We start from the raw sequence: 13083 nt of genomic DNA on the forward strand, positions 1-13083 counted from the left end.
TTGCCGTTCCGTCGTACGCCGTTCCGGGCGCGGCCGTCGCAGTGTCGGCTATTCCGAGTGCTGCCGGTTCGAGCGCTACCGACTCTGGCGTTGACTATTCGGTTTCGCGAGCGGTGGCCGATCCCCGGGCGACGCCGCCGGTCGGCACCGCGGCGGTGCGCTTGGGCACGTCGGGCATGTCGGGCATGTCGGGTTCTGGAGCCACACCGCCGCCCGTGAACTCCGCCCGGCACCGTTCGGCGACAGCGGATGCCGCTGGCGCGAGACCGCAGACCGCCCGAGCGGCCCCGCCGCTGGTGGGCAGCGAGCGCCCGAACGTGCGCGCCCTGGGGCCGCTTGCCAGCTACGCCGCGGCCCCGGGTGCGACTGACCTATTCGTCAACGGAGATGCCGGCCTGTGGATCGACTCCGGGCACGGTCTCGCCTTCGCGCCGGCCTGGCAACTCGGCGAGGCCGAGGTGCGCGAGCTGGCCGTCCGACTGATCGCTCTGGGCGGGCGGCATATTGACGAGGCGAGCCCGTGCGTCGACGTGCGACTGGCCGACGGCATTCGGGTGCACGCTGTGCTTCCGCCGGTCTCGAGCACCGGAACTCTGCTCTCGATTCGGCTTCCGCACGCCGCCGACCGCAGCCTTGGCGCACTCGCTGACGCCGGGCTGTTTGGCGTGGGGGAGGCATCCGCTGCCCGATTGGGTCGCCTGCGTGCCGCGGTGCGCGGCCGCCAGAATCTGCTGATCACCGGTGCTGCCGGGAGTGGCAAAACCACGCTGCTGGCGGCGCTGCTCGGCGAAGCGCCGGCCGACGAGCGCATCGTCGCGATCGAAGATGTGGCTGAGTTGCGCATTCGGCATCCGCACGTCGTGGCCCTCGAGGCCAGGCAGGCCAATCTCGAGGGGGCTGGGCGCATCGGACTGGAGGCGCTGCTGCGTGAGGCGCTGCGCATGCGGCCGGATCGGCTCGTGCTCGGCGAGTGCCGCGGGGCGGAGATTCGGGAGCTGCTTGCCGCTCTCAACACCGGTCACGACGGGGGAGCGGGCACGCTGCACGCGAATTCGCTCGAAGACGTTCCGGCGCGACTGGAGGCGCTCGGTTCTCTCGCCGGCATGAGCGCTGCCGCCGTGGCCAGGCAGACCGTGAGCGCGATCGGCCTGGTGCTGCACCTGGAACGCACCGACGGGGTACGCCGACTCGACGCCGTCGGACGTTTCACGCTCGACGGCCGAGACCGGCTCTCGATCGAGGCGGTCTGATGCGGGGCGATCAACCAGCCACGATTCGGCGAGGGTGCAACCGTGCGCCGACCTGACGCTGTCCCGCCGATCGAAGAGGTCGCGGCAGTGACCCAACGGCTGGCGGTTCTGCTGTCGGCGGGTGTGTCCCCGGTGTCAGCGTGGGGCTACCTGTTACCGGCGCGCGGCGTTCCGATCGGGCGCCGGGTGGTTTCGCCGCGTGCAGCCCGCATGGTTTCGGCCGGCGAGGCCGGCGCGGTGGCATCGGGGACCACTCCCATAGTGCGGGCTGCAGCGCGCGCCGCGACTCGGGGCGACAGCGTGGCCGATGCGATCGCCGGTCAGGCGCGTCGGCTCGGCTGCGAGAATTCTTCTGCGGGCGGTGCCGCACGTGCGGCGGCTGCCGGACGCGGGCGACGACGTGCTTATGCGGCTACTCAGGCCGAGCACGCCTGGCTCGGACTTGCTGCTGCCTGGCAGGTAGCAACCCAGGCCGGTGCGCCGCTGGCGGGCTGCCTGCGCGAACTCGCCGCATCCCTGCGGGAACTCGCCCAGGTGCAGCGCGATCTCGAGGTGGCGCTGGCGGCTCCTCGCGCGACCGCCAGACTGGTGATGGTGCTGCCGCTGATCGGGGTCGTCTTCGGCAGCCTCATGGGCTTCGACTCCCTGCACACCCTGTTCGCGACCGTGCCTGGGTGGGTTTGCCTTAGCGGCGGCGCTCTGCTGATGCTCGCAGCCGCAGGCTGGAACCGGGCGTTGGTGCGCCGGGCGGGCCCGACCGACCTCACGCCGGGGCTGCGACTGGAACTCATGGCCATCGCTATGAGCGGCGGAGGTTCCATCGACCGCTCCCGTGCACTGGTGCAGGCTGCCGCCGAGCGCTACGGCATTGCAGCGGGCGACGTCGGTGACCCGGTTGACCGGGTACTCGACCTGTCAACGCGAGCGGGAGTTCCCGCGGCAGAACTGTTGCGCAGCGAGGCCGAACAACTGCGGCGCGATGCCCGCAGCGCCGGGCAGCGCCGAGCCGCGACACTCTCCGTGACGCTCATGCTGCCGCTTGGCCTGTGCGTGTTACCCGCGTTCATGCTGGTCGGCGTGGTGCCGCTGCTGCTCAGTGTGCTCTCCTCCACCCTGACAACGTTCTGAAACTGTCCACAGAAAAGCGGATGCCGCCCGCCCGCGCCGATGGATCGGAGCAGAGTGAGCGTGCTCGTGCCGCCCAACCCGCGTCGATGGACGCCGAAGGAGACGAGTCTGTGTATACAAAGACCACCCTTAAAAAGTTGGCCGACGAGGCCGGAGCAGCGACGGCGGAATACGTTGTCGCCACGATGGCCGCGGTCGGGTTCGCCGGGCTGCTCATCGTCATTTTGCGCAGCGACGAGGTGCGGGGAATGCTCACCGATCTGGTGCGACGTGCCCTCAGCATCGGGTAGTCAAGGCGCCGGAGGTCGCCAACGCAGTCGGGGCAGCACGACCGCAGAGTTCGCCACGGCACTGCCAGCGATCGTACTGGTGCTGGCCTGCTGCCTCGGTGCTGTTCAGGTCATTGGCGTGCAGGTGCGGGTGACGGATGCTGCCGCCAGCGCCGCGCGGGCCCTCGCCCGCGGCGACAGCGAGGCCCGGGCCGCAGCGCTCGTGCAACGAGCCGTGGGTGGCGCGAGCCTGGCACCGGAACACCGCGGCGAGTTCGTCTGTGCCCACGTCGTCACGCGTGCGCCGGGAATCTTCGCGGGCCTCACCCTCGATGCACAGTCCTGCGCCCTGGCCGGTGGCCAATGAGCCCGGGAATCGGTACGGCGAACGACCGGGTCGCCAAGACCGAAACGGCAGGCACTGGCGTCTGGCCCGAGACCGGGCCTGGCACAGTGGCTGAAACCGGGCCTCGGTCGACCGATCAGGGAGCCGGGTCGATCCTCGCGCTCGCCGTGCTCGCCGCCACCGTGCTGCTGACAACCCTCGTCGTGTCGGTTCTCGGGCTGCTCGCCGCGGGCCGGTCCGTAGCGAACGCGGCCGATGCGGCCGCGCTCGCCGCCGCCGACACGGCCTCCGGGTCAATCGCCGGCTACCCCTGCGAGGCAGCGGATGCCGTCGCCACGGTGAACGAGACCACCGTCACGAACTGTACGGTGACGGGACTGATCGCATCCGTTTCGGTGCGGCGTCGGGTGCACGGAATCGACATCTCCGGGAGTGCTCGGGCCGGGCCGCCGCCCTGAGCCGGGTCGATCTACGAGAGCAGCACCTCGAGGTAGCGGTACTCGACTGCGCTCGGGCGCCCGGGTGAATCGGAGCCTTCGAATTCCAGGCCGGCGCCGCGCGCGTAGAGATAGCGCTTGCCGGAATCGGCCGGAATCTCGATGCGCGGCTGCGGATCACCCGAGTCGAGAAAAGTCGTCGTGATTGTCTTGCCCTGAAGGGGGCCGTCCGTCAACTTCGCGGTGTATGTGGCCGTCATTGTACCCATGCGTCTATTCTGCACTTGGGCGGGCAAACAGCAAGCGTTCGGGATTGTGGTGGTGCATGCTCTGAGCGAACTGAGCACGGGCTGGGAGCGCCGTGTGTGCCAGCGGGACGCGCCGAGACGTGCCCGTCGATTAGGCGCGCACTCCATTCCGGTGTGTATGGTGTGCCTTGGCCCATATTTGGTCACTACGTATAAAGAGGAGTCTGGTGCCAGGCACTAAGAAGCTGGTCATTGTTGAATCACCGACCAAGATGAAGTCGATCGCCGCGTATCTCGGCGACGGCTACGAGGTTTTGTCTTCGGTTGGTCATATTCGCGATCTGATCGAGCCGAAAAACCTGCCGCCTGAGCTCAAGAAGGGTGCCCTCGGCCGATTCTCGGTCGACGTGGAGAACGGTTTCGAACCGTACTACGTGGTCAGCGACGCCAAGAAGAAGACCGTCAGCGAACTCAAGCGGGCCCTCAAGAATGCGAACGAACTCCTGCTCGCAACTGATGAGGACCGCGAGGGCGAGGCCATTGCCTGGCACCTGCTGCAGGTGCTGCAGCCCAAGGTACCCGTCAAGCGCATGGTGTTCCACGAGATCACCAAAGACGCCATCCTCGCCGCCAAAGACAACACCCGCGACCTCGACACCGCCCTCGTCGACGCGCAGGAAACCCGCCGCATCCTCGACCGCATCTACGGCTACGAGATCTCGCCCGTGCTGTGGCGCAAGGTCGGCCCCGGCCTGTCTGCCGGCCGGGTGCAAAGCGCCGCGACCCGTCTCGTCGTCGACCGGGAGAAGGAGCGCCTCGCGTTCGTCTCCGCCGGCTACTGGGATCTGCTGGCGCGACTGGCAGCATCCGCTTTAGAAACCGAGCAGGCGTTCGACGCGAAGCTCGTTCGACTGAACGGTGAGCGCATCGCCACCGGTGGCGACTTCGACGATTCCGGTGCGCTCAAGCCCACCGTGAAGGCCATCACCCTCGATGCCTCCGCCGCTCAGGCACTGACGACCGCGCTGCGGGCTCCCGGTGTGAAGCTCGAGGTCACCAAGGTCACCTCCAAGCCGTACCGTCGCAGCCCCGCCGCACCGTTCACGACCTCGACCCTGCAGCAGGAAGCGGCACGCAAGCTGCGCTTCACCGCACGGCAGACTATGAGCGTTGCGCAGTCGCTGTACGAAAACGGGTACATCACTTATATGCGTACCGACTCGCCGTCGCTCGGCCAGCAGGCCCTCACGGCCGCCCGCACCCAGGCAGCTAAGCTCTACGGCGCCGAGACGGTTCCGGATGCCCCGCGCGCCTACAAAGGCAAGAGCAAGAACGCCCAGGAAGCGCACGAGGCAATTCGTCCCTCCGGCGACACGTTCCGCACCCCGACCTCGCTCGCCTCCAGCCTGCGCGGCAACGACTTCAAGCTCTACGACCTGATCTGGAAGCGCACCGTCGCCTCGCAGATGAAGGACGCCACCGGCTCTACCGCCTCGGTGACCATTGTTGCCGGCCCGACCGGAGCCTCGGAGCACCCGACCGCTTCGGGCGCGCTCGCTGAATTCGGAGCCCGTGGCACCGTCATCACCTTTCGCGGCTTCATGCTTGCCTATGAGGAGTCCAAGGACGAGGAGCGCAACGCGTCCACGGATGCGACCGAGTCCAAGTTGCCGCCGCTCGAAGAAGGCCAGACGCTGACCCTGCTCGAGCTCGAGGCCAAAGGCCACGAGACCACCCCGGCCGCCCGCTACACCGAGGCCAGCCTGGTCAAGAAGCTCGAAGAGCTCGGCATCGGCCGCCCCTCGACCTTCGCGTCGATCATCTCCACGATCACCGAGCGCGGTTATGTCACGCCGCGCGGCCAGTCGCTGGTTCCCAACTGGATCGCGTTCTCAGTCGTGCGCCTGCTCGAAGAATTCTTCGGCGACCTGGTCGAATACGACTTCACCGCCGAGATGGAAGACGACCTCGACCGCATCGCCGGCGGCGAAGCCAACCGACTCGACTGGCTCACCAGCTTCTACTTCGGCAGCGACAAGCACCGAGGCCTGCGCCAGGTCATCGACAACCTCGGGGAGATCGACCCGCGCGTCATCAACTCGGTCGCCATCAGCGACGACATCACCCTGCGCATCGGCAAGTACGGCCCCTACCTCGAGGTCATTGACCCCGACGCGGCAGCGGATGCTCCGCCCCGCCGCGTGAACATCCCGCCGGAACTCGCTCCCGACGAATTGACGGCGACCAAGGCGCGTGAGCTCATCGACGCCCCGGTCGTGACCGACCGCGTGATCGGCCTCAACCCGGACAACGGCAAGGAGATCGTGGCGAAGGACGGCCGGTTCGGGCCGTACGTCACCGAGCTCGCGCCGGCACCGGCCGAGCCGGTTGCTCCGGTCGTTGTCGCGGCTCCGGTCGCCGCGCCCATCGAAACTATCGACCCCGCCACCGGCGAGGTCACGGTCACGGTCGCCAAGCCGAAGCGCAAGCCGGCTGTGAAGAAGGTGGCCGCTGCTGACAAGCCGCGCACGGCATCCATTTTCAAGTCCATGGACCTCGCCACGGTCGACCTCGAAACGGCCCTGCGCCTGCTCGCCCTGCCGCGCGTCGTCGGGCTCGACCCGGAGACCGGCACCGAGATTCTGGCCCAGAACGGCAAGTTCGGGCCGTACCTGAAGAAGGGCATCGATACCCGGTCGCTCACGAGCGAAGACCAGATCTTCGACATCGACCTGCCGGGCGCGATCGAGCTCTACGCGCAGCCCAAGTACGGTGCACGTCGGGCCTCCAGTGCCCTCAAGGAATTCGAAGCGCCCGACCCGGAGAGCGGCAAAGCGATCAAGATCAAGGACGGCCGGTTCGGTGCGTATGTGACCGACGGGGTCACCAACGCGACTATTCCCAAGTCGGAGGATATCGAGGAGATCGACTTCGACCGGGCCGTGCAGCTGCTCGCCGACAAGCGGGCCAAGGGGCCGGCCGCGCCGCGCAAGAAGGCACCAGCCAAGAAAGCCGCTGCCAAAAAGCCGGCCGTGAAGAAGGCGCCGACCGCTGCGGCCAAGGCGGCGACCGCGAAGAAGGCAGCCGCTACCCGCGCCAAGAATGCGGCGGCCAAGGCCGCGCTGGCCGGCACGCCCGTCGCGGCGGTGAAGAAGGCCGCCGTGAAGAAGCCCGCGGTCAAGAAGCCGGCCGTCAAGAAGCGGGCCTCGGCCGCTGACTCGGCGACGACCACGACCATCGCGCCGAAGGCGCCGTGACCGGTCTCTTCATCACCCTCGAGGGCGGCGACGGATCCGGTAAGACGACCCAGGCGCAGCTGCTGACGGACTGGCTCGAAGGGCGGGGGCGTACTGTCGTGCGCACCCGCGAGCCCGGCGGAACGGAGGTCGGCGTAGAGATTCGCCAGATCGTGCTGCACCACCGCGGCGAAGTCGACCCGCGCGCCGAGGCCCTGCTCTACGCCGCCGACCGGGCCCAGCACGTGGGCACCAAGCTGCGGCCGGCGCTCGCTCGCGGCGACGTGATCGTACAGGACCGCTATCTGGACTCGTCGGTGGCGTACCAGGGTGCCGGGCGCGTGCTCGGCGCCACCGAAGTTCGCGACCTGTCGCTCTGGGCCGCCGAGGGGCTACTGCCCGACCTGACCGTGCTGCTCGACCTCGACTCGCGGGCGGCCCGCGCCCGGCTCGATGCCGACGACAAGGTCTTCGACCGGCTGGAGGCAGAGAAGAACGACTTCCACGCTCGCGTGCGCGCGTCGTTCCTCGATCTGGCCGCTGCCGAACCCGACCGGTTCCTGGTAGTGGATGCCGCCGCTCCGGTCGCCGAGATCGCCGCCATCATCCGGTCCCGCGTCCTTCCCCTACTCTGACTTTCCGGGCCCGGGCCCGGGCCCGGAAACAGGGACCACCTTGTGCAACTGGGACGACCGTGGGCGGGTGCGCGGGGACCGGGCCCACCTTATGCAACTGGGCCCATGATCTAACCTGGGCCCGCTTTCCGGGCCTGGGCCCGGTCGGTAGGGGCACTCGGCGGGCGCGGGCCTGTCAGCGGCGCGGGTTACCCTTGACTCATGGCAGTGTGGGACAACCTAACCGGACAGGCCGACGCGATCGCCATCTTCCGGGCGGCGGCGCAGCGGGTGCCGGCAACCACCGGCGCGGTGGATGCCGGGGGAGCGGCCGGCAGCATCGCGACCGCCGAATCCAGTTCCATGACGCACGCCTGGCTCATCACCGGCCCGCCCGGTTCCGGCCGCTCCAACCTCGCTTTCGCTTTTGCGGCGGCCCTGCTCAGCCCGGGCACCCCCGACGGCGACCTCGCGGCCGCCCGTCAGGTGCAGGCGCGGACCCACCCCGACCTCAGCGTGCTCACGACCGAGGGTGTCATCATCCCGATGAAGACCGTCAAGGAGGCCGTCGCCCGCTCGCAATACTCGCCCTCGGTGGGTCGTTATCGGGTCGTCGTGGTCGAAGACGCCGACCGAATGGTCGAGCGCACCTCGAACGTGCTGCTGAAAGCCCTCGAAGAACCGCCCGAACGCACGGTGTGGATTCTGTGCGCGCCGAGCGAGGCCGACCTGCTCCCCACCATCCGCTCGCGCGTGCGCACGGTTCGTCTGCGCGTGCCGAGCGTGGCCGACGTCGCCGACCTGCTCGTGCGCCGCAACGGCGTCGACCCCGTCATCGCCGAGCTCAGCGCCCGCCTCGCCCAGAGCCACATCGGTATGGCTCGGCGGCTCGCCACAAATGCTGATGCGCGGGCACGACGCGAGGAAACACTGCGTGCGGCCCTCGGCATCCGCTCGGTGTCGTCTGCCGTCAATGCTGCCGCCCGATTACTCGCGATCGCCGGTGACGACGCGAAGGCGATCACCGTCGAGCTGGATGCCGCCGAGCGCGACGGCATGCTGCGTTCGCTCGGTGTGGAAGCCGGGCAATCCGTGCCGCCGGGGCTGCGGAGCCAGATCAAAGACCTCGAAGACGACCAGAAGCGCCGGGCGAAGCGCAGCCTGCACGACGGCATCGACCGCATCCTGGTCGACCTTGCCTCGCTCTATCGCGATGTCTGTATGGTGCAGCTCGGCCGGGAACACGCCGTGATCAACCTCGAACTGCTTGCCGAACTGCGCACGGCCAGTGCGGCCGTAAGCCCAGCCACCACGGTCGCCACGATGGACGCCATTGCCGTGGCCCGCCAGCGCATTCAGGGCAACGTTGCCCCGGCCCTCGCCCTCGAGGCGATGCTGGTGTCGGCGATCCGGCGCTCGCAGTGACAAGCTCGCAGTGACGAGCTCGCAAAGCCATTCGCAGTGACTCCCAGCCGCTTTCGATAGCCTGAACCGCAGCATCCGCTTCTCGCTATGAAAGAGGAACCCGTTGAACCGACGCACTCGCGCCACCAGCATCACCGCCGCAGCCGTGGCCCTCACCCTCGCGCTGAGCGGATGCGCCTCCTGGTTCGCGACGGATGCCGGCCCCTCCGAGTCCACCCCCACCGGCGAGCAGGTCACGAACGACCTCGACCCGTTCTACAGCCAGGTGCTGCAGTGGAGCGAGTGCGGCGAGGGCCTGCAGTGCACCGATGCGTCAGCGCCGCTCGACTACAACGATCCGACGGCCGGCGACGTGTCGCTCGCTCTGGTACGCCATGTCGCCACCGGCAGCGACCGGATCGGCTCACTGCTGGTCAATCCAGGCGGGCCGGGTGGTTCCGGCTACGACTTCATCAAGGATTCCCTCGACTACGCCACCGATTCCACCCTGCAGGCGAGCTTCGACATCGTCGGGTTCGATCCTCGGGGCGTCGGGCGGTCCTCGGCGGTTGCCTGCTATGACTCCTCGGATATGGATGAGTACATCTATGGGCTCACGACCGCCGAGCGTGGAACGGATGCCTGGATCGCCGAGCTGAAAATCTCCTCCGACGCCTTTGCCGCGGCCTGTGCCCAGCGCACCGGGCCGCTGCTCGGCACGGTCGACACGAAGAGCGCCGCCCGCGACCTTGACCTGCTGCGCGCCGTACTCGGCGACACCCACCTGAACTACCTCGGCTACTCGTACGGCACCTTCCTCGGAGCCACCTACGCCGAACTCTTTCCCGAGAAGGTCGGCCGTTTCGTGCTCGACGGCGCCGTCGACCCCTCGACCAGCAACTTCGAGGTCACCAAGACCCAGGCTGTCGGCTTTGAAAATGCCCTGCGCGCCTACCTCACCGACTGCCTGGCGGGAGAGGACTGCCCCTTCCGCGGCAGTGTCGACAGCGCGATGACGACGATCGGCGCGCTGCTGAAGTCCGTCGACGCGAGCCCCATCACTGCCAAGGACGGCCGTCAACTCGGCGGAAACGCGCTGCTCACCGCGATCATCTACCCGCTCTACCAGGCCACCGCGTGGCCGCAACTCAGCAAGATGCTGGACACCGTGCTGCACGGCAGCGCCGAGGGCGCGTTTCAATTTGCCGATGCATACAACGGCCGGGATGCCAACGGCGACTACACCGACAACTCCACCGAGTCGTTCATGGCGATCAACTGCATCGACTATCCGTACAACGCCGACCCGACCGTGATGCGTGCCCAGGCCGCCGACCTCGAAGCTGCGGCCCCGGTGATCGGCCCATTCATGAGCTTCGGCGATATCGGCTGCGCGGACTGGCCGTACAAGTTCACCGGCGAACGCACCGAGATCCACGCGGCCGGAGCGGCCCCCATCCTCGTCGTCGGTACCACCAACGACCCGGCCACCCCCTACGTCTGGGCGCAGCAGCTGGCCGAGCAGCTTGACAGCGGCAGCCTCGTGACCTACACGGGCGAGGGGCACACCGCCTACAACAAGTCGAATTCCTGTGTGAACGATGCCGTCGACTCGTATCTGGTGGACGGAATCGTGCCAGCATCCGACCCCCAGTGCTAGCAGTTGCGTGCTGTGAAATAATTGCGGCATGTCGATTGATACTGAACTGCCCGGACTGCGCGAGCGCAAGCGCCTCGCCACCCGGCGGGCCATCCAGCACGCCGTGCTGACCCTGTCCCGCGAGCGCGGCATCGACCACGTCACCGTCGAAGACATCAGCCGCGTCGCCAACGTGTCGCCGCGCACCTTCTTCAACTATTTCTCCTCCAAAGACGCCGCCCTGATCGGAGACGCGCCGGGACTGGCATCCGCTGATGACATCGAGGCGTTTATCGCTGGCGGCCCCGACAGTGACGTGCTGGCCGATCTGGCCGTGCTGCTCTCCAAAAGCCTGCAGCGCACAGAGGCCGACCGCGAGATCCACCAGCTGCGACGCACGGTCATGAAGGAGAATGCCTACCTGTTCGGCATGCGCATGGCCACCCTGCGCGACTTCGAGGACCAGTTGCAGCAGATCATCGAGCAACGTTTCAGAGCGGATGCCCACGCTCCCGGTCACGACACGGCCGAGCTGAACCAGCGCGCCCTGCTATTCACTCTGGTGGCCGTGGCCGCCATCCGCCATGCCTGGCGGTGCTGGGCCGAGGGGGACGGTGGGAGCCCTCTCTCGGAGCGCGTGGATGCCTCCTTCGCTGAGGTGTACAGAATCACTCGCAGAAACGACTAGGCTTGGCTGCTGTGTCACCGAGTGCCCTATGGGGCGTTCTGGTATCGCCGCCTTAGCTCAGTTGGTAGAGCATCTCACTCGTAATGAGAAGGTCGTCAGTTCGATTCTGACAGGCGGCTCCACTAAATATGCTGGTCAGATGGGGTTTCTGAAACCGGCTCAGCGGTATGTTTCTCCGAATTTGCCGGATTTGCCCACAATTTGCCCAGGCTTAGGTGCGATTCACATTTTGCGTGTCGTCGGAATGGGTCGAACGGCGACGCGCTGTCGAAGAGATAGAAGTTGGCCGCTGAGTAAGACGGGCACGATCTCGGGATTCAACGCTCTGCGTGGACTGTCCGCGGAGACCTATACGGATTTTGAGGCGAGGCCTAGTCGGCTGCGCACGTCGGGGCCGCCAGGGATGACGGCCGCTGCGCCGTTTTTCATGACGCACTCGGTCAGGGGGCTGGGGACGGGGTGGGAGAAGGTGCGATCGTCGTATCCGGGGCCGGGGAGTGTTCCGTTGGGGGAGGTGGCATCGAGTGCGTGCTGGGCCCATAGGTCGGAACAGAATGCGATGGCGTCCGTGATGGGGGCGGATCCTGCATCTGTGCCATCGGTTGTGCCGATGAGGGACCCGCCGGTCGTGCCGGGGAAGGCTCCGCGCCAGTCCAACTCAGCCCGGGCAAAGCAGGCGACTGAGTAATCATCGGTCACCGGTTGGGTGGCGAAAAACATGCCAGCTGAGAGGCCGACCACGAGGAGGGCGGCCGGCACGACGGTCCAGGTTCGTGGAGCCACTCGGAATCGACGATTCTGGGTGGTGCCGATTTCTGCAACGTCGACCAGCATCGCGCGCATCGCGGCGCTGCGCGCTTCGTTGAAAACTGGGCGGCTATCATCGTTCGTATTCATAGTGTCTTTCCTGAATGAAGTGTCAAGGAATCGATGTTAGGGGTGTGGCTGACGCGCTGTTTGGCGCGCAGCAGGCGTGCTCGCACTGCGCCGGGTGCGATGCCGAGGATCTCGCCGACGTCCGGTGCCGAGAGCTCTTCGAGAACACAGAGTGAGAGGATCTTCTGGTCGTGGTGATTCAATCCGCGGAAGGCATCCTGGACTGTTCGCCGAGCGGGTGCCGCGGCGAGTTCGTCGAGAACGGTCGTGCTGTGGTCAGGGGCGGGTTCCGGTCGGGGAATCTTGTTGAGCATCCGCTGGTAGCGCAGGGCGGGGCAAAGTCGATTGCGAGCGACGTTGGTTGCAGTGGCCAGCAGCCAGGCGATGATGGAGCCGTTGACGAGACGAACGCGCGCCCGTCGTCGCCAGGCTTCGAGGAAGACCATCGCAGTGACGTCTTCGGCTTCGACGTGGGAGCGGACCAGCCTGAAGCTGTAGCGGAAGACCCGGTCGTGGTGCCGGTCGAAGAGCACCCCGAACGATTGACCGTTGCCGTGCGCACCTGCAACCACAGGTCTGAGTCGCTGGCGTCCGCCTCAAAGTCGGTCATACCTAATAATGTCCGGCCGCAGCCAGAGTGTTACACGCGGCGCCTCTCTGCCGCGGTTGCACGAGTGCCTAGGCGCGGGATTACCCTCACCAAAGCATCGCGATCGATTCCACAGCTCCGGTCGCGCACCGCTCGTGGGGCGGAGACGGATGGCCCCGGTTCCATCGGTTTGAGTGTGGTCGACGCCTGATTTGATGTTCCGTTTGTCACCCCTTCACCGGGCATTTTCTCGGGCGGGGCATACGGGAATCGGGCGCTCCCGAGACCATTCGGAACGTCTTCGGCGCTCCGTTATCGTTCGGGTGTCCCGGTCACCTTCCGGCTTGCGGGCACCGAAC

General features: G+C 67.1%; 13 protein-coding genes and 1 tRNA gene. 11 read left to right on the forward strand and 3 right to left on the reverse strand.

Going from position 1 to position 13083, the window contains the following annotated elements; genetic code table 11:
• The first annotated feature begins 176 nt into the window (after window positions 1-176).
• From QMF22_RS01900 to QMF22_RS01920, 5 genes are all read left to right on the forward strand, one after another.
• Window positions 177-1250, forward strand: a complete 1074-nt coding sequence (locus QMF22_RS01900) for a TadA family conjugal transfer-associated ATPase (RefSeq protein ID WP_502846901.1) — start codon at window positions 177-179, stop codon at window positions 1248-1250.
• 42 nt (window positions 1251-1292) lie between these two features.
• Window positions 1293-2378: a type II secretion system F family protein gene (locus tag QMF22_RS01905; protein ID WP_283449807.1), complete on the forward strand. Its 1086-nt coding sequence runs from the start codon at window positions 1293-1295 to the stop codon at window positions 2376-2378.
• 86 nt (window positions 2379-2464) lie between these two features.
• The gene (locus QMF22_RS01910; protein WP_092339129.1) at window positions 2465-2668 is read left to right on the forward strand and encodes a DUF4244 domain-containing protein; all 204 of its coding nucleotides are present in this window, start codon (window positions 2465-2467) and stop codon (window positions 2666-2668) included.
• A complete protein-coding gene (locus QMF22_RS01915) occupies window positions 2649-3014 on the forward strand; it encodes a TadE family type IV pilus minor pilin (RefSeq protein WP_283449809.1) in 366 nt (121 codons plus the stop codon). Before QMF22_RS01910 ends, QMF22_RS01915 begins: the two co-directional genes overlap by 20 nt.
• Window positions 3011-3451, forward strand: a complete 441-nt coding sequence (locus tag QMF22_RS01920) for an Rv3654c family TadE-like protein (RefSeq protein ID WP_283449811.1) — start codon at window positions 3011-3013, stop codon at window positions 3449-3451. The genes QMF22_RS01915 and QMF22_RS01920 overlap by 4 nt, the downstream gene beginning before the upstream one ends.
• An 11-nt stretch (window positions 3452-3462) precedes the next feature.
• Here the strand turns inward: QMF22_RS01920 and QMF22_RS01925 are convergent, their stop codons facing one another.
• Window positions 3463-3699: a hypothetical protein gene (locus QMF22_RS01925; RefSeq protein WP_105033547.1), complete on the reverse strand. Its 237-nt coding sequence runs from the start codon at window positions 3697-3699 to the stop codon at window positions 3463-3465.
• 206 nt (window positions 3700-3905) lie between these two features.
• Here QMF22_RS01925 and topA point away from each other — a divergent pair, with 206 nt between their 5' ends.
• From topA to QMF22_RS01955, 6 genes are all read left to right on the forward strand, one after another.
• Window positions 3906-6935, forward strand: a complete 3030-nt coding sequence (gene topA, locus QMF22_RS01930) for a type I DNA topoisomerase (RefSeq protein ID WP_283449815.1) — start codon at window positions 3906-3908, stop codon at window positions 6933-6935.
• Entirely contained in the window at window positions 6932-7549 is a 618-nt protein-coding gene (tmk, locus tag QMF22_RS01935; protein ID WP_283449818.1) for a dTMP kinase, read from the forward strand. Before topA ends, tmk begins: the two co-directional genes overlap by 4 nt.
• Before the next feature lie 201 nt (window positions 7550-7750).
• A complete protein-coding gene (locus QMF22_RS01940) occupies window positions 7751-8953 on the forward strand; it encodes a DNA polymerase III subunit delta' (RefSeq protein ID WP_283449820.1) in 1203 nt (400 codons plus the stop codon).
• A gap of 103 nt (window positions 8954-9056) precedes the next feature.
• Entirely contained in the window at window positions 9057-10592 is a 1536-nt protein-coding gene (locus QMF22_RS01945) for an alpha/beta hydrolase (RefSeq protein ID WP_283449822.1), read from the forward strand.
• Window positions 10593-10620: 28 nt separating this feature from the next.
• Window positions 10621-11259 carry a TetR/AcrR family transcriptional regulator gene (locus QMF22_RS01950; RefSeq protein WP_283449824.1) on the forward strand — a complete coding sequence of 213 codons (639 nt, stop codon included), beginning with the start codon at window positions 10621-10623 and terminating at the stop codon, window positions 11257-11259.
• A gap of 46 nt (window positions 11260-11305) precedes the next feature.
• Window positions 11306-11381: transfer RNA gene (locus QMF22_RS01955), tRNA-Thr, on the forward strand.
• Window positions 11382-11607: 226 nt separating this feature from the next.
• Here the strand turns inward: QMF22_RS01955 and QMF22_RS01960 are convergent.
• Window positions 11608-12156, reverse strand: a complete 549-nt coding sequence (locus QMF22_RS01960; protein WP_283449826.1) for a hypothetical protein — start codon at window positions 12154-12156, stop codon at window positions 11608-11610.
• A complete protein-coding gene (locus QMF22_RS01965; protein WP_283449829.1) occupies window positions 12153-12707 on the reverse strand; it encodes an RNA polymerase sigma factor in 555 nt (184 codons plus the stop codon). Before QMF22_RS01965 ends, QMF22_RS01960 begins: the two co-directional genes overlap by 4 nt.
• Window positions 12708-13083: the final 376 nt, after the last annotated feature.

Source organism: Cryobacterium sp. PH31-L1 (genome assembly GCF_030063145.1).
In the GTDB taxonomy this organism is placed as follows: domain Bacteria; phylum Actinomycetota; class Actinomycetes; order Actinomycetales; family Microbacteriaceae; genus Cryobacterium.

Bases quoted from the DNA above. Each gene is read 5' to 3' on its own strand.
- QMF22_RS01900 (WP_502846901.1), top strand. From the start codon at position 177: ATGTCGGGCATGTCGGGTTCTGGAGCCACACCGCCGCCCGTGAACTCC.
- QMF22_RS01910 (WP_092339129.1), top strand. From the start codon at position 2,465: ATGGACGCCGAAGGAGACGAGTCTGTGTATACAAAGACCACCCTTAAA.
- QMF22_RS01950 (WP_283449824.1), top strand. From the start codon at position 10,621: ATGTCGATTGATACTGAACTGCCCGGACTGCGCGAGCGCAAGCGCCTC.
- QMF22_RS01925 (WP_105033547.1), bottom strand. From the start codon at position 3,699: ATGGGTACAATGACGGCCACATACACCGCGAAGTTGACGGACGGCCCC.
- QMF22_RS01960 (WP_283449826.1), bottom strand. From the start codon at position 12,156: ATGAATACGAACGATGATAGCCGCCCAGTTTTCAACGAAGCGCGCAGC.
- QMF22_RS01920 (WP_283449811.1), top strand. From the start codon at position 3,011: ATGAGCCCGGGAATCGGTACGGCGAACGACCGGGTCGCCAAGACCGAA.
- QMF22_RS01940 (WP_283449820.1), top strand. From the start codon at position 7,751: ATGGCAGTGTGGGACAACCTAACCGGACAGGCCGACGCGATCGCCATC.